The sequence below is a fragment of the Streptosporangium minutum genome, assembly GCF_002149035.1.
Classification (GTDB): Bacteria; Actinomycetota; Actinomycetes; order Streptosporangiales; family Streptosporangiaceae; genus Streptosporangium; species Streptosporangium minutum.
Genome location: NZ_NGFP01000157.1, coordinates 1 through 21,782, shown reverse-complemented (window position 1 = coordinate 21,782; position 21,782 = coordinate 1). Strand labels below are relative to the sequence as shown.

At 71.5% G+C, this 21,782-nt stretch carries 21 protein-coding genes; 7 read left to right on the top strand and 14 right to left on the bottom strand.

The features are described 5' to 3' along the window. On the bottom strand, window positions 1-250 hold a 250-nt coding region (locus CA984_RS28490), incomplete at its 3' end, for a TetR/AcrR family transcriptional regulator (RefSeq protein WP_479725537.1). A 74-nt stretch (window positions 251-324) separates the two neighbouring features. Between CA984_RS28490 and CA984_RS28485 the strand changes: the two genes are divergently transcribed. Continuing rightward, window positions 325-1,632 carry an FAD-dependent monooxygenase gene (locus tag CA984_RS28485; RefSeq protein WP_086576604.1) on the top strand — a complete coding sequence of 436 codons (1,308 nt, stop codon included), beginning with the start codon at window positions 325-327 and terminating at the stop codon, window positions 1,630-1,632. 151 nt (window positions 1,633-1,783) lie between these two features. Here CA984_RS28485 and CA984_RS28480 read toward each other — a convergent pair whose 3' ends face one another. Together CA984_RS28480 and CA984_RS28475 are read right to left on the bottom strand one after the other, a co-directional pair. Further along, the gene (locus CA984_RS28480; protein ID WP_086576603.1) at window positions 1,784-2,647 is read right to left on the bottom strand and encodes a DMT family transporter; all 864 of its coding nucleotides are present in this window, start codon (window positions 2,645-2,647) and stop codon (window positions 1,784-1,786) included. A 264-nt stretch (window positions 2,648-2,911) separates the two neighbouring features. Then, entirely contained in the window at window positions 2,912-3,274 is a 363-nt protein-coding gene (locus tag CA984_RS28475; protein WP_086576602.1) for a VOC family protein, read from the bottom strand. 465 nt (window positions 3,275-3,739) lie between these two features. Here CA984_RS28475 and CA984_RS28470 point away from each other — a divergent pair, with 465 nt between their 5' ends. Next, window positions 3,740-4,630, top strand: a complete 891-nt coding sequence (locus CA984_RS28470) for a DMT family transporter (RefSeq protein ID WP_086576601.1) — start codon at window positions 3,740-3,742, stop codon at window positions 4,628-4,630. A gap of 200 nt (window positions 4,631-4,830) precedes the next feature. Beyond that, window positions 4,831-5,178, top strand: a complete 348-nt coding sequence (locus CA984_RS28465; RefSeq protein WP_086576600.1) for a hypothetical protein — start codon at window positions 4,831-4,833, stop codon at window positions 5,176-5,178. Between the two features lie 241 nt (window positions 5,179-5,419). On the opposite strand, the gene CA984_RS28460 is transcribed toward CA984_RS28465, so the two are convergent. After that, on the bottom strand, window positions 5,420-6,211 hold the full coding sequence (locus CA984_RS28460; RefSeq protein WP_086576599.1) for a class II aldolase/adducin family protein: 792 nt from the start codon (window positions 6,209-6,211) through the stop codon (window positions 5,420-5,422). Between the two features lie 268 nt (window positions 6,212-6,479). Between CA984_RS28460 and secA2 the strand changes: the two genes are divergently transcribed. Further along, on the top strand, window positions 6,480-8,693 hold the full coding sequence (gene secA2, locus CA984_RS28455) for an accessory Sec system translocase SecA2 (protein ID WP_086576598.1): 2,214 nt from the start codon (window positions 6,480-6,482) through the stop codon (window positions 8,691-8,693). Window positions 8,694-8,774: 81 nt separating this feature from the next. On the opposite strand, the gene CA984_RS28450 is transcribed toward secA2, so the two are convergent. Then, entirely contained in the window at window positions 8,775-9,050 is a 276-nt protein-coding gene (locus CA984_RS28450) for a type II toxin-antitoxin system RelE family toxin (RefSeq protein WP_086576597.1), read from the bottom strand. Further along, complete coding sequence (locus tag CA984_RS28445; protein WP_165781452.1) at window positions 9,047-9,325, bottom strand: type II toxin-antitoxin system Phd/YefM family antitoxin; 279 nt, start codon at window positions 9,323-9,325, stop codon at window positions 9,047-9,049. The genes CA984_RS28450 and CA984_RS28445 overlap by 4 nt, the downstream gene beginning before the upstream one ends. 297 nt (window positions 9,326-9,622) lie before the next feature. Between CA984_RS28445 and CA984_RS28440 the strand changes: the two genes are divergently transcribed. Both CA984_RS28440 and CA984_RS28435 read left to right on the top strand, forming a co-directional pair. Beyond that, complete coding sequence (locus tag CA984_RS28440; RefSeq protein ID WP_479725536.1) at window positions 9,623-10,426, top strand: helix-turn-helix domain-containing protein; 804 nt, start codon at window positions 9,623-9,625, stop codon at window positions 10,424-10,426. A gap of 107 nt (window positions 10,427-10,533) precedes the next feature. Continuing rightward, the gene (locus CA984_RS28435; protein ID WP_086576594.1) at window positions 10,534-11,295 is read left to right on the top strand and encodes a hypothetical protein; all 762 of its coding nucleotides are present in this window, start codon (window positions 10,534-10,536) and stop codon (window positions 11,293-11,295) included. A gap of 6 nt (window positions 11,296-11,301) precedes the next feature. Here CA984_RS28435 and CA984_RS28430 read toward each other — a convergent pair whose 3' ends face one another. After that, window positions 11,302-12,051, bottom strand: coding sequence for a FadR/GntR family transcriptional regulator (locus tag CA984_RS28430; protein WP_086576593.1), 750 nt, complete (start codon window positions 12,049-12,051; stop codon window positions 11,302-11,304). Between the two features lie 171 nt (window positions 12,052-12,222). On the opposite strand from CA984_RS28430, the gene leuA reads away from it, so the two are divergent. Next, window positions 12,223-13,956, top strand: a complete 1,734-nt coding sequence (leuA, locus tag CA984_RS28425) for a 2-isopropylmalate synthase (RefSeq protein ID WP_242676225.1) — start codon at window positions 12,223-12,225, stop codon at window positions 13,954-13,956. Window positions 13,957-14,268: 312 nt separating this feature from the next. On the opposite strand, the gene CA984_RS28420 is transcribed toward leuA, so the two are convergent. The 7 genes from CA984_RS28420 to CA984_RS28390 form a co-directional block, all read right to left on the bottom strand. After that, window positions 14,269-15,171 carry an aliphatic sulfonate ABC transporter substrate-binding protein gene (locus CA984_RS28420; RefSeq protein ID WP_086576592.1) on the bottom strand — a complete coding sequence of 301 codons (903 nt, stop codon included), beginning with the start codon at window positions 15,169-15,171 and terminating at the stop codon, window positions 14,269-14,271. Further along, complete coding sequence (locus CA984_RS28415; protein WP_086576591.1) at window positions 15,168-16,319, bottom strand: LLM class flavin-dependent oxidoreductase; 1,152 nt, start codon at window positions 16,317-16,319, stop codon at window positions 15,168-15,170. The genes CA984_RS28420 and CA984_RS28415 overlap by 4 nt, the downstream gene beginning before the upstream one ends. Then, window positions 16,309-17,232: an LLM class flavin-dependent oxidoreductase gene (locus CA984_RS28410; protein WP_086576590.1), complete on the bottom strand. Its 924-nt coding sequence runs from the start codon at window positions 17,230-17,232 to the stop codon at window positions 16,309-16,311. The genes CA984_RS28415 and CA984_RS28410 overlap by 11 nt, the downstream gene beginning before the upstream one ends. Continuing rightward, window positions 17,232-18,389 carry an ABC transporter substrate-binding protein gene (locus CA984_RS48855; protein WP_086576589.1) on the bottom strand — a complete coding sequence of 386 codons (1,158 nt, stop codon included), beginning with the start codon at window positions 18,387-18,389 and terminating at the stop codon, window positions 17,232-17,234. The genes CA984_RS28410 and CA984_RS48855 overlap by 1 nt, the downstream gene beginning before the upstream one ends. 153 nt (window positions 18,390-18,542) lie before the next feature. After that, complete coding sequence (locus tag CA984_RS28400) at window positions 18,543-19,256, bottom strand: ABC transporter ATP-binding protein (protein WP_086576606.1); 714 nt, start codon at window positions 19,254-19,256, stop codon at window positions 18,543-18,545. Continuing rightward, a complete protein-coding gene (locus CA984_RS28395) occupies window positions 19,253-20,056 on the bottom strand; it encodes an ABC transporter permease (RefSeq protein WP_242676224.1) in 804 nt (267 codons plus the stop codon). Before CA984_RS28395 ends, CA984_RS28400 begins: the two co-directional genes overlap by 4 nt. Window positions 20,057-20,271: 215 nt before the next feature. Next, window positions 20,272-21,312 carry an ABC transporter substrate-binding protein gene (locus CA984_RS28390; RefSeq protein WP_086576588.1) on the bottom strand — a complete coding sequence of 347 codons (1,041 nt, stop codon included), beginning with the start codon at window positions 21,310-21,312 and terminating at the stop codon, window positions 20,272-20,274. Between the last annotated feature and the right edge of the window lie 470 nt (window positions 21,313-21,782).

Below are 21,782 nucleotides of genomic sequence, written 5' to 3'. Positions count from 1 at the left end.
CGTCTGGCCCGTCCGGCGCGTCCGCCCCGGCGGCGCCGAAGATCTCCTCGAACGCGGCGACCTCCAGCTCGGTGAGCCGTTCAAGGGTCAGTTCCAGCAGCGCCGAGCGGGTGCGGGCCAGATTGGACGTCGACCCCGGCGGCAGCCCGGCCGTCTCGTCCACCGCCCGATGGGTCAGGCCGCGCATGCCCCGCTCGGCGAGCAGGGTGATGGCGGTCTCCGCGACGAGTTCGGCACGCTGGGACTTCATCCAGCGATACTACATTTGTAGTTAAACTACAGGCGTAGTAACGTCCGACTACATCCGTAGTGAGGGAGAGGGCGATGGCACACGCAGTGGTGGTCGGGGCGGGGATCGGCGGGCTGACCGCGGCGGTGGCGCTGCAGCAGCAGGGCTGGGACGTGACGGTGTTCGAGCGGGCATCGTCCCTGGACCCGGTCGGCTCCGGGCTGGCCGTCGCCGCCAACGCCCTCAAGGCACTGGACACGATCGGCGTCGGCGACGAGATCCGCAAGCTGTCGGCGATCCAGGGCGAGGCCGGCGTACGGCGCGCGGACGGCCGCTGGCTGATGAAGACCACCGAGGAGGCCACCTCCGCCCGGCACGGCGACTCCGTGGTGCTGCTGCGCCGCGCGGACCTGGTCGACGCGCTCTCGGCGTGCCTGGCCCCCGGCACGGTCCGGCTGAACACCACGGTGACGGGGGTGGACCCGGAGACCGGCCGGGTGACCGTCGAGACCGGGAGCCCGAGGACTGATCGGGCGGACAGCCCGGCGGCCGGCACCGTGGACAGGACGGGGACCGGAGCTGCGGGCGGCACGGCGGCCGGGCCGGAGGGCGTGGAGACCGGAGCTGCGGGCGGCGCCATGGACAGGACGGGGACCGGAGCTGCGGGCGGCACGGGGATCTGGACGGCGGACGTGGAGGCCGATCTGGTGGTGGCCGCCGACGGCATCCACTCCCCCATCAGGGCGGCGCTGTTCCCCGGCCATCCCGGCCCGCGTTACTCCGGAGTCACGAGCTGGCGGGTGCTCATCCCCGGCGGGGGCGTCCCCGGCCAGACCTTCGAGAGCTGGGGCGACGGCAAGGTCTTCGGGGTCATGCCGCTGGCCGGGGGGATGGCCTACTGCTACGGCACCGACACGGTCCCGGCCGGCGGAGGCGGCGGCGACCAGCGGGCCGAGCTGCTCCGCCTGTTCGGAAAGTGGCACGCCCCGATCCCGGCGCTGCTCGCCGCCGCCTCATCGGAGAACGTGCTCAGGAACGACGTCCACTACCTCGCCACCCCGCTGCCCGCCATGCACAGGGGCAAGGTCGCGCTGCTGGGCGACGCGGCCCACGCCATGACCCCCAACATGGGGCAGGGCGCCTGCCAGGCGATCGAGGACGCGGTGGTGCTGGCCCACTTCGCGGGCGAGAGCGCCGGGCTGGCGGGCTACACCGCCGCCCGGCTGGAGCGGACCGCGAAGATCGTGGCCCGGTCCGCGTCGATCTGCCGGGCCTCCCAGCTCCGCAACCCGCTCGCCGTACGGCTGCGCGACACGATGATGGCGCTCACCTGGCGGCTGGCCCCGGGGCGCATGACCGGCGCGATGGACGAGGTGCTCGGCTGGGCGCCGCCCACGACCTGAGCGGGCCACGGCCTGAGTGGCTGGGCGCCGCCCACGAGCTGAGCGGGCCACGAGCTGTACGGCCGATGCCGAGTGAGGGCCTCGGCCAGGACGGGTCCCGTGAGCCTCGGCCAGGACGGGTCACGACGGGAACGAGCCTCGGCAGGGCGGGCTACGACGGGAGCGAGGCCGTCTCGCGGGTGGAGGTCTGGCCGCCGCTGTGGTCCGGGGAGAGCCTGCCCAGCGTGATCGTCCCCCAGACCAGCAGCGCGGCGGCGAAGATCGCCGGGATCACGTTCGACAGGCCGGTCGGCATCGCCTCGTCGAGCAGGAGCACCCCGGCCAGGATCGAGGTGACGGGGTCGATCACCTGCACCGTCGCGTAGGCGATGCCGAAATAGCCCACCGCGTAGGACTTCTGCAGCAGCACCACCGCGCAGATCAGGAGCACGGGGACCGCGACCGTGAACCAGCTCAGCAGGTTGCGCAGGTCACCGTTGAGGTTGCCGCCCACCACCCGGACGAAGGTGGACACGCTGGCCGTCACGGCGCCGGCGCCGACCGACAGCAGCAGCGCCTTGGTCGAGCCCGCCGCCTTCCGCGCGGCCAGGTGCGCCACCAGCACGACCAGCCCGACACAGGCCAGGAAGCCGAACGCCTCCCCGCCCGTCATGTGCGGCGTCACGGCGTGGACGGGAACGAGCAGCATCAGGCCGAGCAGGCCGACGGCCACGGCGATCGACCCGATGATCTCCGCCCGGTGCGGCCGCCTGCCGTGCAGCATCGCGGCGAGCGGCACGGCGAACACCAGTGTCGCCACGCTGATCGGCTGTACCGCGACCAGCGGCGCGAAGCTCAGCGCGACGGCGTGCATGGACGCCCCGGCGAATCCGATCACGCCGCCCACCCACCAGCGGGGCCGCCTCATCAACTTGAGCGAGGCCCCCGCGGAGACCGCCTCGAACTGCTGGAGCGCCGCGCCCAGCGCGTACCCCAGCGCGCCGACCAGGGCGATCGACATCCCGACCCAAGTCATCGCCACCCACCAGGAGCGATCAGGCATACGTAAAGAAATGATTCTCGGGTCATCCCGCAAGCTTAGAGCGCCCGGCGAGTGGGTAACGGGTCGCCCAAGCCAGATCAAACCCCTTTTCGGTCATCACCCCCTATCCGTGCCGCATCACCGCACTTCCGAACGGATCGGGCCGGCCGATCGGCGCACCCTCCGGAGCGGAGCAGGGGGACCCGACCTGTCCCCCGCCCCTCCGCCGAGACCGTGGAGATGCCCGGACCGGACCCGCTAGTCGCGGGGCGGGCAGACGCAGAAGAGGTGTCCCTCGGGGTCGGCGAGCACGACCCAGCCCCCCTCGCCGGGCTGGAAGTCGGGCTTGGTGGCTCCGAGCTCCAGGTAGTCCTGGACCGCCTTGTCCAGGTCGGGGACCCGGACGTCGAGGTGGAACTGCTTGTCGGCGCCGGGCCAGTCGGCCGGCTTGCGGTCCAGGTTCTGCTGGAAGTAGATGCTCGTCGTGCCGTCGCCGATGCCGGCGTAGGTGGCCTCGGCGTACTGGACCTCGTAGCCGAGGACGGTCGCGTAGAACTCGGCGAGCCGCTTGGGGTCGGCGCAGTCAATGGTCACGGCGATGAGCTGTGCTTTCGTCGTCATGGAGCCCATCATCACGCCCTTACCTGTCAGGTAACGTCAGGTTTGTCGACGGATATCGGATCAGATGACATGGGTTGATCGCCGGATATCGGATCAGGTGACGTCGGGTTGATCGACGGATCAGACGGGCCGACGTCAGATTTGTCGACGGACATCAGGCGGGCCGACCTCGGGTTGATCGACGGACCGGACGGGTCGACGGCAGGTTTGTCGACGGGCAGCGGGCGGGCCGCCGGAAGGGCAGCCCGCCGGCGTCGCGGGTGCGGACGGGCCGCCGGATAACCACTGGCCCGCGCACCGGTCCTCTCGTTAGGGTCGACCCGTGACCACGCTCATCATGTCCCCGCCCGCCGCCCGATAGCGGGCGGCCCTCTCTCCTGACAGCCGGATCCGGGTGATCCGGCGGGTGGTTGGCGCCCGCATACGCGCGGCCTGACGACAACCACTTCATCTGGAGAGACCTCCATGACGCATGTCTCCGTACGGCGGGGCCTGCTGTACGTATCGATCGCGGCGACCGCCTGGGGAACCGGCGGCGCCGCCGGCGCGCTGCTCTACCAGGCGGGCGGCCTCGGCCCCGTCGCCGTCTCGTTCTGGCGCTTCGCCGCCGGCGCGGTGATGCTCCTGCTGGCCTCCCGGGTCTTCGGCCTCGGGCGCCCCGGCGGCCTGGGGCGGACCGTGATCACGGGCGTGGCGATGGCCGTCTACCAGACGGCCTACTTCGCGGCGATCGCCGAATCCGGCCTGGCCGTGGCGACCGTGGTCACGATAGGCGCGACACCGGTCCTCGTGGCCGCCGGTGCGCGACTGCTGCTGGGTGAGCGGCTCGGCCGGGCAGGACTGGGCGCGGTCGCGACCGCGCTGGCCGGACTGGCCCTGCTGACCCTGGACGGCGGATCGGCCACGTTCTCGGCGGCCGGCATCGGCTGGGCTCTGCTCTCGGCGGCCGGCTACGCGGGCGTCACCCTGCTCAACCGGGCCTCCACCGACGGCCCCTACGCCACCGCCATGGGCGGCTTCGTCGTCGGCGGCCTCTGTCTGCTCCCCCTCGCGACGGCCCAGGGGTTGCTGCCGCAGGGCGACCTGCTCGCCTCCTCGGCGCTCATCGTCTACCTCGGCGCGGTTCCGACCGCCCTGGCCTACGGCCTCTTCTTCGCGGGTCTCGCCGCGGTGCGGGCCACGACGGCGTCGGTGATCTCCCTTGTGGAGCCGGTCGGCGCGGCGATCATCGGGGTGCTCCTCCTCGGCGAGCGGCTCACCCCGCAGGCCGTCGCGGGCGCGATCCTGCTGCTCTCCGCCGTCGGCCTGCTCACCTTCGGCGAGAGGCGTGCGGCCGTGGAGCCGGTCACCATGTGAGGACGGCGCCTTTTACGGCTTTCCTTACCTCAGAGAAATAAACCAAAAAGAAGGGAAAAACCGCCCTCCCACACTTCTCCCAAGAATAAGACAATAAGCAAATAACTACTTTTTTCCTGACAATTCTACTCATATCGTGGCCATAGAAACGCGGGCCGCCGGACGGTCTTCGCCCGGCGGCCCGACAGAGAGGAGACGCCATGGACAGCAAGCGGCGCCTGACGCTGGTCGGCTCGGCACTTCTCGCCGCCTCCGCCCTCGGAGCGGCCACGATCTCCACGGCCTCAGCCGCCCCGGCCCCCGCGCGGGCCGTCGTGGCACACGTCCCGCACGGCCCGGCGGCGGGGGCGGATCCGACCATGGGCCCGGAGTCCGGCGATAAACCGGAGGCGTACTGGAAGGCCTATCGGAAGGGCTACAACGACGCCGGCGAAGACTGCGACATGGGGAAGAGTTTCTCCTACGACGCATCGGCGGACTGGGACAGAAAGGGCTGGGTGGACGGATACAACGCCGGCCACGCCCAGTTCTGCGAGAAGAGCGGCTGAATCGCCGCCGCCCTCCGGAAAGAACACCGGAGAAAGGCCCGGGGCCCCGGCTCCGGGCCTGTGGCTGGACAGGCCGGAGGCTGGGCAGGACCGGCCCGGGGTCTGCGGCACGGCAGGCCGAAGGTCTGGACAGAACCGGCCCAGGGTCTGCGGCACGGCAGGCCGAAGGTCTGAACAGGACAGGTCCCGGGCCTGTGGCGTAGCAGGCCGGAGGTCTGTGGCAGGACCGGCCGGGGGCGGGTCAGCCGAACATGTCGGGCTCGGCGGCGATGATCTGGTCGTGGAGGGGCTGGAAGTTGATCCAGCCGACCAGGTCGTTGCCGATCTGGCCGTGGGTGAGCTTGGCGTTCTCGTGGTCGATCGGCACCGTCGGGCCGGCGGCCTTGGCCAGGAGCTGGGCCTGGCAGGAGCGCTCCATCGTGATGAACCACCAGGCGGCGGCGTCCACGGTGTCGCCGACCGTCAGCAGGCCGTGGTTGCGCAGGATGACGGCTTTGGAGGAGCCGAGCGCCCGGGCGATGCGGCGTCCCTCCTCCGTCTCCACGACCACGCCGGTGTAGTCGTCGAACAGCCCGTGGTCCTCGTAGAACGCGCAGGCGTCCTGGGTCAGCGGTTCCAGGAGCGTGCCCAGCGACGACAGCGCCTTGCCGTACACCGAGTGGCTGTGCGCGGCGGCGACCGCGTCCGGCCTGGCCTGGTGGACCATCGCGTGGATGGCGAACGCCGCCTGGTTGACGTGGTGGCGCCCCTCGACGACCTGGCCCTGGTGGTTGACGAGGATGAGGTCGCTGACCCGGATCTGCTTGAACGACATGCCGAACGGGTTCACCCAGAAGTGGTCGGTGTGCTCGGGGTCACGGGCGGTGATGTGCCCGGCCACCCCTTCCTCGAAGCCGAACCGGCCGAACAGCCGCAGGGCGGCCACCAGGCGCTCCTGGCGGTGGCGGCGCTCCTCCTCCACGCTGTCGAACTTCTGCGGCAGCCGGAAGACGAGCTGGTCGGTGGGGATCGGCTGCAGGTCGGACAGGCTCATCGTGCCTCCAGGGCGGAAGGGTCGAGGTCCGCGGGCGGGCGGTGGCCCGTTGAGGTGGATCTCGTGTCGGTGGCCGGGGAAGGCCACGGACCCAGCCTGTCCCGCGCCGCCCGCCCATGTCCACATCGCACCGGATCCCGTTCACCGGGGCCGGACCGGCCCCGCCGCCGGCATTGCCCCGCGGTCCCCGCAGGACGGATGATCCGTTTGGTCGGTACGGTGATGTGACAGCGGGAACGTGTGCCCGGAAACGGGCGTTGGAGGGAACGTGGCCTCGATAACTCAGCTCTTCAGGCGTTTCCTGGAGCGTCCCGGCTCCATCGACCTGGCGCCGTTCGAGCGGACCGTGGCGTCCGCCGGGGCCCGGGAGGAGCGGATCAGGGGGCTCGTCGAGCTTCCGGAGCCCTCGGTGGACGACCTGGCCGAGTTCTGCGCGATCGTGCGGGAGGCCGCGCGCCGCACGCTGGGCCTGCGGCCGTACGACGTGCAGCTCGTGGGCATGCTCGCCATGCTGTCGGGGAACGTCGCGGAGATGGCCACCGGCGAGGGCAAGACCCTGTCCGGCGCCATGGCCGCCGCCGGATACGCCCTGCAGGGCAAGCGGGTGCACGTGATCTCGGTCAACGACTACCTGGCGCAGCGCGACGCCGAGTGGATGGCCCCGCTGTACGGATCGCTGGGCGTCTCGGTGGGGTGGATCGCGGAGACCTCCACCCCCGAGGAGCGCCGGGCCGCCTACGCCAAGGACGTGACGTACGGGTCGGTCAGCGAGATCGGCTTCGACGTGCTCCGCGACCGGACCCGCACCGACGTGGCCGACCTCGTCGTGCCCGAGCCGAGCGTGGCGCTGGTGGACGAGGCCGACTCGGTGCTGGTGGACGAGGCCAGGGTGCCGCTGGTGCTGGCCGGGGCCGCCGACCCGGGCGACGCCGTGCCGGAGATGGCCGCGCTGGTCCGCCAGCTGGTCAAGGGCTACCACTACGAGCTCGACGACCAGGCGCGCAACGTCCACCTGACCACCAAGGGCATCGACACCGTCGAGCAGGCGCTGGGCCTGGAGCTCTACGACAACGCCACCACGCTGACCGAGGTCAACCTCGCCCTGCACGCCCACGCCCTGCTGACCAAGGACGTCGACTACATCGTCCGCGAGGGCAAGGTCCACCTGATCAACCCCTCCCGGGGCCGGGTGGCCCTGCTGCAGCGCTGGCCGGACGGACTGCAGGCCGCGGTCGAGGCCAAGGAGACGCTGCCCGCCTCGGAGACCGGCGAGATCCTCGACTCGATCACCGTCCAGGGCCTGATCACCCGCTACCCCGAGAAGTGCGGCATGACCGGCACGGCGGTCGCGGTCGGGGACCAGCTCCGCGAGTTCTACGACCTCAAGGTGGCCGTGGTCCCGTCCAACCGGCCGTGCGTCCGGACGGACGCGCCCGACCGGCTCTTCGAGTACGCGATGGAGAAGGACCACGCGCTGGTCGACGAGATCGTCGAGGTGCACGCGACCGGGCGGCCGATCCTGATCGGCACCCTGGACGTGGCCGAGTCCGAGCGGCTCTCCCTGACGTTGAGCGGGCGCGGCCTGGAGTGCGTGGTCCTCAACGCCAAGAACGACGCCGAGGAGGCGTCGATCATCGCCAGGGCCGGCGAGCGCGGCGCGATCACGGTCTCCACGCAGATGGCCGGGCGCGGCACCGACATCCGCCTCGGAGACGGCGTGGACGAGCTCGGCGGCCTGTACGTCATCGGCTCCGGCAGGCACACCAGCAGCCGTCTGGACGACCAGCTCCGGGGCCGCGCGGGCCGCCAGGGCGACCCCGGCGGCTCGATCTTCTTCGTGAGCGGCGAGGACGAGCTGATCACCCACTACGTGGCCGACGAGTACGCCAAGGGCGTGCCCGACCGCGAGCTGGTGGGCCACGCCCAGCGCGTCGCCGAGGGCGTCAACATGGAGATCCACCGCAACACCTGGCGCTACACCCGCCTCCTCGAACACCACCGGAGCCTGGTACTCGGCCTCCGCGAGAAGGTCCTGCGCGGCGAGTCGGCCGGTGACGCGCTGTCCGGGGCCGCTCCCGAGCGGTGGTCCGAGCTCCGGGAGACCGTCGGCGAGGAGGTCCTGCAGGAGGCCGCCCGGCAGATCGTCCTGTTCCATCTCGACCGCTGCTGGGCCGACCACCTGGCTTTCCTGGGCGAGCTCCGCGAGGGCATCCACCTGCGCGCCCTGGGCCGTCTCAGCCCTATCGAGGAGTTCAACAAGGAGGCCAAGCCCGCCTACGAGCGCATGCTGGCCGAGATCGAATCTCGCTCGGTCGCCACCTTCGAGAGCGCCTCCATCACCTCCGAGGGCTTGGACCTCGACGAGGCGGGCCTCAAACGCCCCACCGCCACCTGGACCTACCTCGTCCAGGACAACCCCTTCGGCACCGAGTGGGAGCGCATCCTCAACCGCCTGACCACCAAGGTCCGCCGCCGCCGCTGACCTCATCCGGTGGAACGGCCCGCTGACCGGCGTTCCGGCGGCGGGCACGGCGGCATGCGGGACGGACATCGCCTGGTGCGGCTAGCGGGATCTGTACGCGTCCGCTCGATGCTGGACGGTGATCACCTGGACCAGGATCCGGCCGTCGTCGATCAGGTAGAGAACCCGGTAGTCGCCGCGACGCGCGGACCATTGGGGAGCGAGAGGTTCGTCGAGGGGTTTGCCGACCCGATGAGGGTTGTCCAGCAGCGGTCCGGTGATGAACTCCCAGACCGCCGGCACGACTTTCACCGGCAGGCGTTCGGCGAGATCCTGTCTGGCGCGGCGGGTCAGGTGAAGTTCGTATCGCTCGCTCACAGACGGCCGGCCCGGCGGAGCTCGGCTTCCACCTCGGCCTGGGAGTGGGTACGTCCTGCCTCCAGATCGGCGATCCCCTCACGGATGGCCGCCACGGTTTCGGCGGAGGCGAGGATCTCGATCATCTCTCGCATCGTCTCGTAGTCGTCCACGGCAACCAGTACGGCCGCGGGCACGCCGTTGCGGGTGATCTCGAATCGCTCATGCGTGCTGACGGCGGACTCGACGATGCTCGAGAGCCGGGCTCGGGCGTCCGCCAGAGGAAGAACTGTCATGTACATAATTCTAGCCAACGAAAAGTAGGGCGGCCAGCACCCCGGACCCGCACCCGCGGCGCGCCACGCCGGGGCCGGGGCCGAGCGGCGTCACGGCCCGCCGATCCGGAAGACCGCCACACTCGACCGCCCCCGTCGAAGCTGCCGCCTTCATCCAGCGCGTTCATGAGAAAACAGCAAGATCTATCGCCCTTGAAGCTGGTGTTTACCGCAGGCGTTCGAGGCCCGAGGACGTCACGGACCCCGTTACGTGGACGGTAATGGTTTCACCAATCCGCGCCGGTTATGGTGTGCTTTGTGACCTCCACCACCGCGTCCCGGCCAGTCGGCGAGCTTCTGCGCCAGTGGCGGGAACGTCGGCGGATGAGCCAGATGGATCTCGCCATCCAGGCCGACGTCTCCACCCGGCATCTGAGCTTCGTGGAGACCGGCCGGTCCAAGCCGAGCCGGGACATGATCCTGCGCCTCGCCGAAGAGCTGGAGCTCCCGCTCCGCGAGCGCAACCACCTCCTGCTCTCCGGCGGGTTCGCACCGGTCTACGCCGAGACCCCGCTCAACTCGCCGCAGATGTCGTCGGTCAGGGAGGCGCTCGGCCAGGTGCTGAGCGGGCACGAGCCGTACCCCGCTGTGGTGGTGGACCAGCGCTGGAACCTGGTGGACCGCAACGCCGCCACCGGCGTGCTGCTGCGCGGCGTCGCGCCGGAGCTGCTCGTCCCGCCGGTCAACGTGCTCCGGCTGAGCCTGCACCCCCGGGGGATGGCCCAGCGGATCATCAACCTGGGTGAGTGGCGCGCCCACCTGCTGCACCGGCTGCGCCGCCAGATCAGCCTCACAGCCGACCCCGCCCTGGCCTCGCTCTGGCGCGAGCTCGACGAATACCCCTGCGACCAGCCGGAGCCCGAGATAGAGCGGCCCGGCCCCGGGGACATAGTGATCCCCCTGCGCCTGCGCCGCGGCTACCGGGAGCTCGCCTTCTTCAGCACGATGGCCACCTTCGGCACACCGCTGGACATCACCGTCGCCGAGCTGGCCATCGAGGCCTACTTCCCGGCGAACCCCGAGACCGCCGCCTACCTGCAGCACCAGCACCACCCCGACTAGGGGTCCGGCCGCCGGTGAGACGGGCGGCCGCCGGTGCGCCGCGATCGGCGCGTAACCCCGGTTGATAACCTGCCCGGAACCCCCCTTTTCGCGACTGCGGGGGCGCCGTGGGGTCATGGTTCTCGACGGAGATCGTGGCGGCCGGGAAACTCCGGCTGTTCTGCTTCTTCGTCTCCTTCATCGCCACGTTCCTGTTCATCCGGATCAGCGTGCGCCTGATCCGGGCCCAGGTGAGATGGTGGCCGGGGAACGTGGCACCCGGCGGCATGCACATCCACCATGTCGTGTTCGGTCTGGTCTTCATGTGCGTGGGCGGGATCAGCGGGCTGTCGGTGGAGGACAACACCTCGGTCTCGGCGGGACTGCTCGCCGCGCTGTTCGGCGCCGGGACCTCGCTCGTGCTGGACGAGTTCGCGCTGGTGCTCCATCTCGACGACGTCTACTGGACCCAGCAGGGCCGTATATCGGTGGACGCCGTGTTCGTCGCCGTCGCGCTGTGCGGCCTGGCCCTGCTCGGCGCCAGCCCTCTGGAGCTCGGCCTCGCGCTCAACCCCGGCGCGGACGGCCAGGTCGTCTCCCACACCGAGATCGCCCTGATCGTCGGCGCCAACACGCTGCTGGCGCTCATCAGCCTGGTCAAGGGGAAGATCTGGACCGGCCTGCTCGGGATCTACATCACCCCGCTGGCACTGATCGGCGCGGTCCGGCTGGCCCGTCCCGGCTCTCCCTGGGCGCGGCGGCGCTACAGACCGGGCTCGCGGAGACTGCGCCGGGCCGAGTGGCGGGAGAAGCGGATCCGGGACCCGATCGAACGGGTGAAGATCGGCTTCCAGAACCTCGTGGCCGGCCGCCCGTCGGCCAAGCCGTGAACCGGCTCACCGGCGGCCGGGAACGACCGGACCGGACACGGCCTCCGCCCTCACGGGCCGGCCGGAGGCGGCGTCGGCCTTCCTGAGCAGCCCCAGGATCAGGTTCACCTCCTCTCGCATGATCATGGCCGCCTGCTCGGGGTCGCCCCGCCGTACGGCCTCCACCAGGGACGCGTGGGCGTCGGCGCCCGGCTCCGGATGGTCCTGGCGGAGCGGGAGCAGCGCCACCAGCTCCAGCAGCCCGTGCCGTAGCGCCGGTCCGAAACCGGCGAACAAGTCGCTCAGCACCGGGTTGTGCGCGGCGACGACCACGGCGGCGTGCAGGGCGATGTCGGCGTCGACGAACGCCTCGTCGTCACTCCGGGCCGCGTCGCGGCGGCCCGCCAGCGCGAGGTCCAGCGCGACGAGATCGTCCTCGTCCCGGCGCTCGGCGGCCAGTGCCGCCGCCTCGACCTCCAGCAACCCCCGGACCTCGAAGAGGTGGACCACGGAGGCGCGGCGCAGCCTGGCCTGCCAGTCCTCGACCGGCCGGGTCGCGATGACGAACACCCCGGCTCCCTGGCGGGTCTCCAGCATTCCGGACCCGGCCAGCGCGCGGATGGCCTCCCGTACGGTCGACCGCCCCACGCCCAGCTCCTTGGCCAGCGCGTTCTCGCCGGGGAGCTTGGCGCCGACCGGCCACCGGCCGGACGCCACCTGCTCGCGCAGCCGTTCGGCGGCCTGGTCGGACAGAGGGTGGCGGCTCAGAGCGCCCATCGTCCCGCCTCACCTCTCAGGTTGTCTGAGGAGTTGTTCTGGGGTTACTGTACCCGGCATGACGCTGCCCGGTCTTCTTCTTGGCCGCCGCGGCGGGGCCTGACGCGACCGGCGCCCCGCCGCGGTGTGCCGCTTGCCGCCGGTCCCCCAACGGCAGAAGAAGGACCTTTCATGATCGACACCCCCGCCTGGAACCCGCAGCGCCCCAGCGCCATGCCGTACTCCCGCTACCGGCCCGCGCACGAGCGGGTCCAGCTGCCGCCGGCCGAGCGCGAATGGCCGCACCGGCGCATCGAGCACGCCCCGCTCTGGGTGCCGGTCGACCTGCGCGACGGCAACCAGGCGCTGGCCGAACCGATGGACCCCGCCCGCAAGCGCCGCATGTTCGACCTGTTCCTGAGCATGGGCTTCAAGGAGATCGAGGTCGGCTACCCCTCCGCCAGCCAGACCGACTTCGACTTCGTCCGCCACCTCGTCGAGAAGGACCTCGTGCCCGACGACGTCACCGTGGTCGTTTTCACCGCCGCTCGCCACGACCTGATCGAGCGGACCTTCGAGTCCGTCGCCGGGCTGCCGCGCGCGGTGGTGCACATGTACACCGCGACCGCGCCCACCTGGCGGCAGGTCGTCCTCGGCAAGGACCGCGACGAGCTGCGCGGCCTGATCACCGAGGCCGGACGGGACGTCGCGCGCTGCGCCGACGCCCTCCCGGGCACCGACGTGCGGTTCGAGTTCTCCCCCGAGGTCTTCAACCTCACCGAACCGGACTACGTGCTCGACGTGTGCAACGCCATGTCGGCACTGTGGGACGCCTCCCCCGGCCGCCCGGTCATCCACAACCTCCCGGCCACCGTGGAGATCGCCACCCCCAACGTCTACGCCGACCAGATCGAATACATGCACCGCCACCTGGACCGTCGTGACGGGGTGATCCTGTCGGTCCACCCGCACAACGACCGGGGGACCGGCGTCGCCTGCGCCGAGCTGGCCCTGCTCGCGGGCGCCCAGCGGGTCGAGGGCTGCCTGTTCGGCAACGGCGAGCGCACCGGCAACGTCGACCTGGTCACCCTGGCTCTCAACCTGTACGCCCAGGGGGTGGATCCGATGCTCGACCTCTCCGACATCGACGGGATCCGCCGCACCGTCGAGCACTGCAACCGCATCCGGGTCCACGAACGCCACCCCTACGGCGGCGACCTGGTCTACACCGCCTTCTCCGGCACCCACCAGGACGCCATCAAGAAGGGCCTCGCCCACCACGCGCGCCAGGCCTCCGAGCTGGGCGTCCCCGCCGGGCAGGCTCCCTGGGACGTGCCGTACCTGCCGATCGACCCCGCCGACGTGGGCCGCGACTACGAGGCGGTCATCCGGGTCAACAGCCAGTCGGGCAAGGGCGGGGCCGCCTACATGCTGCAGACCGCACACGGGCTCGACCTGCCGCGACGGCTGCAGATCGAGTTCTCCCGGGCCGTACAGCGGGCGACCGAGGACAGCGGCGCGGAGATCGACGCGGAGGAGCTCTGGGGCCTGTTCCGCGCCGAGTATCTCGACCGTCCCGGGGTCGCCCTGGGCGCGTGGCACGTCACCGAGCCGGAGCCCGGCCTGCACCGGTTCACCGGCGAGTTCCGCACCGGGACCGAGCGGGTCGAGCACACGGGCACCGGGCCGGGACCGCTGTCGGCCCTGACCCGGGCGCTCGCCCGCGCGGGGATCACGGTGGACATCCTGGACTTCTCCAAGCACGCGCTCGACCGGGGCCGTGACAGCCTCGCCGTCGCCTACGTCGAGTGCCGGGTGGAGGGGGCCACCCGGTGGGGAGTCGGCATGGACGCCTCCGTGCTCACCGCGTCGGTGCTGGCCGTGCTCTCCGCCGTCAACGGCGGCCCGGCCGGCAGGATCTCGTAGGACGGGGCGAGGGCGCAGATGGCGCTGCCCGCGGCGAACAGCGCCATCAGTCCCAGGGCGAGCCCCTTACGCGGCAGCCGTACGGTCGGGATCGTCACGATCGGGCCGCCGATGACGACGCCGAGCGCGTGGGCCGTGACCGCCTGCCGGGCGGCGCCTACGGATACGTGCGGGCCGGACGCGACCTGCGGGAGAAGCCCGGCGACGATGTACTCCGCGGTCCCGGCCACGGAGGCGCTCACGCCGCCGGGGAGACGGACCCGGAGACGGCCCGGGGAGCGGAGCCGGGCGTCTCCGGGGCACCCCGGACGACTACCCGATCAGTTTGGCGATCTCCGGGTCGACGGCGTCGGCGACCGTGATCCTGCGGTCGATGAGGCCGCCGGCGTGGAAGAGGTCCGCGGCGCGCTGCTGCTCGGCGACGAACTCCTCGGTGACCGGGTGCAGCCCGAAGGGGCGCTTGCGCAGGGCGTTCTCCCAGTGGTCGACGTCGCCGCCGTCGTCGGCCGCGAACAGTTCGGCCGCCTCGCGGTAGTTCTCCTGGATCCAGGCGTCGGACTCCTGGAGGGCTGCGACGATCGCGGCGAGCTGCTCGGGCTGACTCTCGGCGAAGTCACGCCGGGTGAACCAGAGCGAGCGGTGGCTGAACAGCCCGTCGGTGGCGACCAGCTCACGGACGGACGTCTGCGCCTCGATCTTGCTGAGTGACGGGTACGAGCCGACCCACGCGTCCACCTCGCCGTTGAGGAGCAGCGCCCCCGCGTCGGTTCCGGCGTCGACGGGCACGATGTCCTTCCAGCTCAGGCCCGCCTTGTCGAGGGCGAACAGCAGCAGCGTGGTCTGCCAGGAGCCGTGCCCGAGCGCGACCCTCCTCCCCTTCAGGTCCTCGAGTGAGGTGATCGGCGAGTCCTCCAGCACGACCAGCCTGCCGTTCTCGTGCCGGGAACCGGAGACCGCGACGTAGACGACGTCGTGCCCCTTGCCCTGGGCGGTGACCGGCGGCGTGGAGCCGGTGCCGATGAAGTCGTAGCCGCCGTCGAACAGGTGGTCGCCGTGGAGCGAGGGCAGCCCGTCGGTCGGCGCGGGCCTGTCACCAGCGGGGAGGGTGCGCAGGTCCACCCACTCCACGTCGGGGATCGCGCGCTCCAGGATGCCGCGGTGGCGCAGCACCCAGAGGGAGTTGTTGTGGGGGAAATATCCGACTCGAACGCTCATGATGGGGTTCCTTCCAGTAGTGGGGAATCAATACGGAGGTCGTGGCCGCGCAGCAGCGGCAGCACGTTCTCGCCGACCCGGTAGGCCTCTTCCAGATGGGGCACGCCCGCGAGGATGAAGGCTCCGACGCCGAGGTCGATCAGCTCGTCCAGCCGCTCGGCGACCTGCCCGTAGCTGCCGACCAGGCCGAACGCCGGCCCGCCGCGCAGCAGGTGGAAGCCGCCCCACACGTTGGGCGTGACCTCCAGGTCGCGGTAGCCGTTGACGGCCCCGGTGACGAACGACCGGCTGCGCTGCCAGCCGATGGAGTCGCCCGTGGCGTCGCGGAGCACGGTGGGATCGATGTTGTCCCAGCCCCGGCGGATCTCGTCCCAGGCCTCCTCCTCGGTCTCCCGGGCGAGCACGTCGATGCGGACGGCGAACTTCGGTGCGCGGTCGCTGTTGGCCCTGACCTGGTCGAACTTCTCGGTCAGCGCGTGGAACGGCTCCAGCCAGGACAGGTAGTAGTCCGCGTGCCGCCCGGCCGCGTCGATGGCGGCCCTGGAGGAGCCGGAGAAGTAGATCTCCGGGAACGGCTGCCCGGCCAGCCCCTCAGGCAGTCCCGCGCCCGCGACCTTGTAGAAGCGCCCGTCGAAGTCGAACGGCCCGCCGTTCCAGACGCCCCTGAGCACGTCGAGGAACTCCGAGGTGCGCGCGTAGCGGTCGTCGTGCTCGACCTTGTCGCCCCACCAGAGCTGGTCGGGCCCGCCGCCGCCGGAGATGATGTTGTAGACGAGCCGCCCGCCGGTGGCCCGTTGCAGGCTGGCCGACATGCGCGCGGCCTGCACCGGGTGGAGGAACCCCGGCTGGAAGGCGATCATGAACCGGTAGGTCGTGGTCTCCCTGGCCAGCGTCGCCGCCGTCGCCCACGGGTCGTCGGTGTTGGGGAAGGAGGGCAGCAGCCCCCCGACGAACCCGGAGATCTCCGAGGCCCGCGCGACGTCCCCCATGTGCTCGACGTAGCTGTAGTCGTCACGCTCACCGTCGCGGACGCCGGGAGCCAGGCTGCCCGGCACCACCGGCGCCCACTCCCCCCGGCTGACGACCCTCCTGCGGAGCGACGGCTGGTCGCCGTGCGTCCCGACACGCCAGTAGATGTCAACGGACACGAGCGCCCTCCTTCGTCAGCAGCGGCAGCAGCCGCTCGCCCAGGCGGTAGGTCTCCTCGACGTACGGCGCGGCCTCAAGGAAGAAGACGCCGACACCCCGGTCGATGTAGTCCCGGATCCCCGCCGCGACGGTCTCGAACGACCCCACCAGCCCGTTCCGGAGGGAGGTCCCGGGGGCCGTCCCCGAAGACAGGCGGCGGGCCGCCTCCCACGCCTCGTCGTCGTCGTCCCTGGCGAGGACCGGGATCCGCAGGCCGTACGTGACCCCGGGCGGACCCGCGGCCTCGATGTCGTCCTCGGGATCGAAGACGTGCACGTCGGCGTGGCGGGCGGACAGTTCGAGAGCCTCCTTCGAGGTCCCCGACAGGTGGACCCTGGGGAAGGCCCGCCCGGCCAGCGGCGACTGGAACCCGCCCGCCAGCACCTGGTAGAACCGCCCCTCGTAGGTGTAGTCCTCCTCGGACCAGACCCCCTTGGCGACGGTGAGGAACTCCTCGGCCCGCGCGTAGCGGTCCGGCCCCTCCAGGAAGTCGCCCTGCGCCCGCGCCACCGCCGGGTCGAGGTCGACGACGAGCCGCCAGTCGAGACGGTCACCGGAGAAGCGCTGCAGGGAGGCCGAGACCTTGGCCGCGTAGACGGGGGTGGCGATGCCGGGGTGGAACCCGGCCACCGCCCGGAGCCGGCGGCTCTGCCGGAGCAGCCCCGCCGCCACGACCAGGGACTCGTCCCCCTCGGGATCGAAGGGGGCCAGCGCCCCGTGGAAACCCGCGATCTCCGCGGCCCTGCCTACCTGGGCCAGATGGTCGAACGGGCCGAAGGCCTGCCGGAGGTCGGTGACGGAGTCCGGAAAGGCCGGCCTCGCGCCGCGCCCGCCGTCCGCCCGGCCCGGCAGCGTGATCAGGAACCTGGCCATCAGACCGCCGCCCCGTCCCGTTCCGGAACCGCGGCCGAGGACCCGTGGCCACGCCCGCCCGGGAGCCCTGCCGGCGCCTCTCCCGAGGACCCGTGACCGCGCACGCCCGCGGAGCTCCCGGCCGGTGCCTCCGCCAGGAGCTCGGCGGGCTCGCCGGACCGCCGCGCCAGCCGTTCCCGGGCCGCGGCCAGCGGCTCGTGCGCCGCCCAGCCGTCGACGTCGACGTCCGCCGCGAGGAAGCCGTGCACCAGGAGGAAGTCCTTCTGGACCTTCAGCAGGTCCAGCCGTTCCGGCGACAGGTCCGGGTGGAGGCCCCTGTGGAAGTCGCCCCGGTAGGCGGTGGCCACGCCCCGGGCGCCGGAGCGGGTCTCCGCCTCCAGGAAGCCCCGCACCGCCTCCAGGTTGCCCGCCGCCCATTCGGCGGCGCGCAGGGTCTGCGTCAGGAAGCTCACCACCAGGTCCGGGTGGTCGGCGAGGAGGTCCTCGTGCACGGTGATCGGCCGCGGTGTGCCGTTGTTGACGCGGGTACGGGGGTCCGGATGCGCGTCCAGGTCCACCGCGACCACGGCGCCGATCTCCCTGGCCTGCTCGGCCGAACGCGCGCCCTTCACGTAGACCGCGTCGACCTCACCGGTCGCCAGCTCCCTGAGCCCCGGCCAGGACCCGGCCCGGCCTGCCCCGTCCCGCCCGACGTCGGACGTCGGCTGCTCCACCTCGACGAACGTCACGTCGTCGAAGGTGAGCCCGGCCTGGGACAGCGCCCCCTTGACCCCGTGCAGGGCCATCGCGCGGGGGAAGCTCCGCGCCCGGGTCTCCGCCCAGCCCGGCAGCGCGATCCGCGCGCCGCGCAGCCCCGCCGCGCCGGTGATGCCCGACTCCGGACGGACCAGGATGGACTGCCACTCCTCGATCCAGGTCAGCCCGATCAGCCTGGTCTTCGCCCCCTCCGAGCGCGCGGCCAGCGCGGGAACGTTCCCGCCCTCGCGGAACAGCCCGAGGAGCCGGTGGTCGAAGTGGTGCTCGGCCAGCTCCGGGCCGGCGTCCTGCAGGACCCCGACCTCGCCGAACTCCTCATCGAGCCAGCCCAGGTTGTAGGCCAGGCCGCTGGCGGTGGGCACCGGGCAGCGGGTGAACCAGATCTTGTCGATCGTTGACACGTGACTCCTCTGTACTTCGAATCTGTACTTCGAATTGGTGCTTCGGTTCTGTACTTCGAGTTGGTGCTTCGGTGCTTCGAGAGCGTTTCGGTGCTCGGGAGCGCCTCGGTGCCTCGGTGCCTCGGTGCCTCGGTGCTTCAGTGCTTCAGCGCCTCAGTGCGAGGCGGCGGCGACGCCGAGGTGGGACAGGAACCGGCGCCGGTGGGCGATGAAGGCGGGATCGCTGCGGTCACGGGGGTGCGGCAGGTCGATCGGCTGCTCCACGGCGAAGGAGCCCTCCCGCAGGACCGCGACCCGGTCCGCCAGCCGTACGGCCTCGTCCACGTCGTGCGTGACCAGCACGACGGCGGGCCGGTGCCGCTCGCACAGCTCGGCGACCAACTCCTGCATCTGCAGACGGGTCAGCGCGTCGAGCGCGGCGAACGGCTCGTCGAGCAGGAGAAGCTCCGGGTCCCGGACGAGCGCCCTGGCCAGGGCGACCCGCTGGGCCTCCCCGCCGGAGAGCGTGGCCGGCCACGCTCCGCCGTACCCTTCGAGACCGACCTCGGCCAGCGCGCCGCGCCCCGCCTCCCGGGCCGACCGGGGCAGCCCGAGGGTGACGTTGGCCAGCACCCTCCGGGCCTGGACCAGGCGGGGTTCCTGGTAGACGGTCGTACGGCGGCGCGGCGCCAGGACGGTCCCCTCGTCGGGCAGTTCGAGACCGGCGAGAATGCGCAGCAGGGTGGTCTTGCCGGTGCCGCTCGGCCCGAGCAGGACGAAGAACTCCCCGCGCCTGATCTCCAGGTCGATCCCGTCCAGGACGGTCTTGGGGCCGAACGCCTTGCGCAGCCCCCTGATGCTGACGGCACTGCTCGCGGGCGCGCTCATCGGGCCGCCACGTGCCCGCGCCACGGCATCGCCAGCCGCTCCACGCCCCGGATGGCCAGGTCGATCAGCAGGCCGAGCACCGCGTAGATCAGGATGCACAGGACCATGTAGTCGCTGCGGTAGTACTGCTGGGCGAGGGTGACGAGGTAGCCGATCCCCTCGGTGGCGCCGATCTGCTCGGCGGCGATCAGACCGGTGAGCGAGACCGACAGGCAGATGCGCAGGGCCATGAGGATGTTCGGCAGCGCGGTCGGGATGATGACCCCGAGGACCAGCCGGGGACCGGTGAGCCCGAACCCCCGGGCGGCCTCGGCGGTCTTGCGGTCCACTCCGCGGACGCCGAGGTAGGAGTAGGCGTACATCGGACCGGCCGCGGCGACCGCGATCAGCACCACCTTGAACGTCTCCTCGACGCCGAACCAGGAGATGAACAGCGGGACCAGCGCCAGGAACGGCACGGCCCGCTTCATCTGCATGGTCGGGTCGATCAGCTCCTCGCCGAGGGCCGACAGCCCCGCGACCACGCCGAGCAGCAGGCCGATGCCGCCGCCGGCGAGGACGCCGAGACCCGCCCGCCGGGCCGAGGCCAGCAGGTAGTCGCCGAGCTGCCCGGTGGCGACCAGCTCGCCCAGCGCGCCGAGGACGGCACCGGGGCCGGCGAGGACGTCCGGGGGGATGGCCCCGCTGCCCGTGCCGTACCACCAGGCGGCGACCAGCAGCAGCGGGACCGCGACCCTGACGGCGGTGGAGACGGCGGGACGGCGGCGGCGCGAGCCCAGGTAGCGAGGCGGTTCGAGCACCCCCGGCGGCGCTGCGCCCGGGGGCACGGTGACCGGGGACGCGCCGGCCGAGAACACGCCGATCGGGGACGCGGCAGCAGGGGACGCGGCGGCTGATGATGCGGCGGCCGAGGACACGCCGATCGGAAATGCGGCGATCGGGGATGCGGCGGCCGATGACGCGGCGGCCGCTCCTTCCGTTGATGTGGAGGGAGCCTGGGTGACCCCTTCGAGCGTCATGCCGCCGGCTTCAGGTCGAAGATGACGTCGCCGGGGTTCACCGTGCCCGGCAGCACGCCGTACTTCTGGAAGATCCCGGCCACGTCGGTCACGAACGCGCCGTCGGCGGTGGTGGCGAAGCGTGGCACGGCGGCGTACCTGGCCTTGGCGACCTCCTCGGCCAGACGCGGCCCGGAGACGGCGGTCGGTCCTTGGTCGAGGAAGACGTTCTGGAACCGCTCCGGGTTCTGCCTGGCCTCGGCGGTGAGCTCCTGCAGGACCTTGAGGTAGACGCGGACCACCTCGGGGTGTTCCTTGAGCAGTTCCACCCGGGCGGCCTGCATGTTGAGGTCCTTGTCCGGCAGGTCCCGGCCGTGCACGAGGACCCGCGCCCCCTTGGCCACCGCCTCCGGATAGGCCCGGACGATCGCCCACCAGGCGTCCACCTTGCCGGTGGCGAATGCCGAGGCGCCCTGGTCGGGGTTGAGGTATACCCGCTTGACCTGGTCGGCGGGGATGCCCGCCTCCTGCAGGGCCAGCAGCAGCAGATACTCCCCGCGCCCGCCCTTGTTGACCGCGACCTGCTTGCCGACCAGGTCCTTGACGCTCTTGACCGGGCTGTCGGGTCTGACGACGAGCCCGTCGGTCTGCGGCGCGGCCGGGTCGGTCACCGGGTCGGTGAAGGCGAAGATCTTGATGTCCCCGCTGTTGGCGAGGTAGCCGAGGACGGGCGAGATGGCCCCCTCCAGCACGTTGACCGACCCGGAGCGGACCGCGTCGATCGTGGCGGTGAACGAGGCGTACGATCCGCCCCACTCGACCTTCGCCCCGATCTCGGCCAGCCGCTTCTCCAGGATCCCCTCCTTCTTCGCCACCGCCAGCGGCCCCGCGTTCCCCGGATCCTTGATCTTGAGTACGGCTCCGCCGCCCCCGCTCCCCGTTGCCGCCGCCGCCGTCGTCTTTCCGGTGCCGGTGCCTCCGCAGGCGGCGGTGAGCGCCGCGACCGAGAGCACCGCGACCGCGACCGCGGCGCGTGTCCGTCGACGAGATGTCCACATGATGATTGGCCCCTTACGGCTCTGAGAGCGGAGATGCGCGCACGCCCGGCGTGGTGACGCGGTGAGGGCGTGCGGAGGACGTCCGGGAGACATCCAGGTGATGTTCAGGACACATCCGAAAACGTGCGCAGACGTATGCGGACATGGGAAAACGTTCGGAAGCGGGGCGGAGGCTCAACGTGGAAGACGGAGCGCCCTTACGGACAGAGACTGCTGTCCAGGCGCATGAAGTCGACGACCCGGCGGAGGGTCAGGGGGACATGCGGCACATTTCCTATATTTCAGGTAGGTTTAATCCAAGTCAAGTCCCGGTCCGCATGGTGACACTCGGAGACGCCCTCCACGGAGTCCCTCAAGATGAGGTGACCACGGCGGCCATCAGGCGCCGAGGCACCCCGCACCCCGCTCCCCAGGAATCTCTTCATGCTCTTGCCGACCCGCCCACGACGCCGGAGCCCCTCCCCTACCCC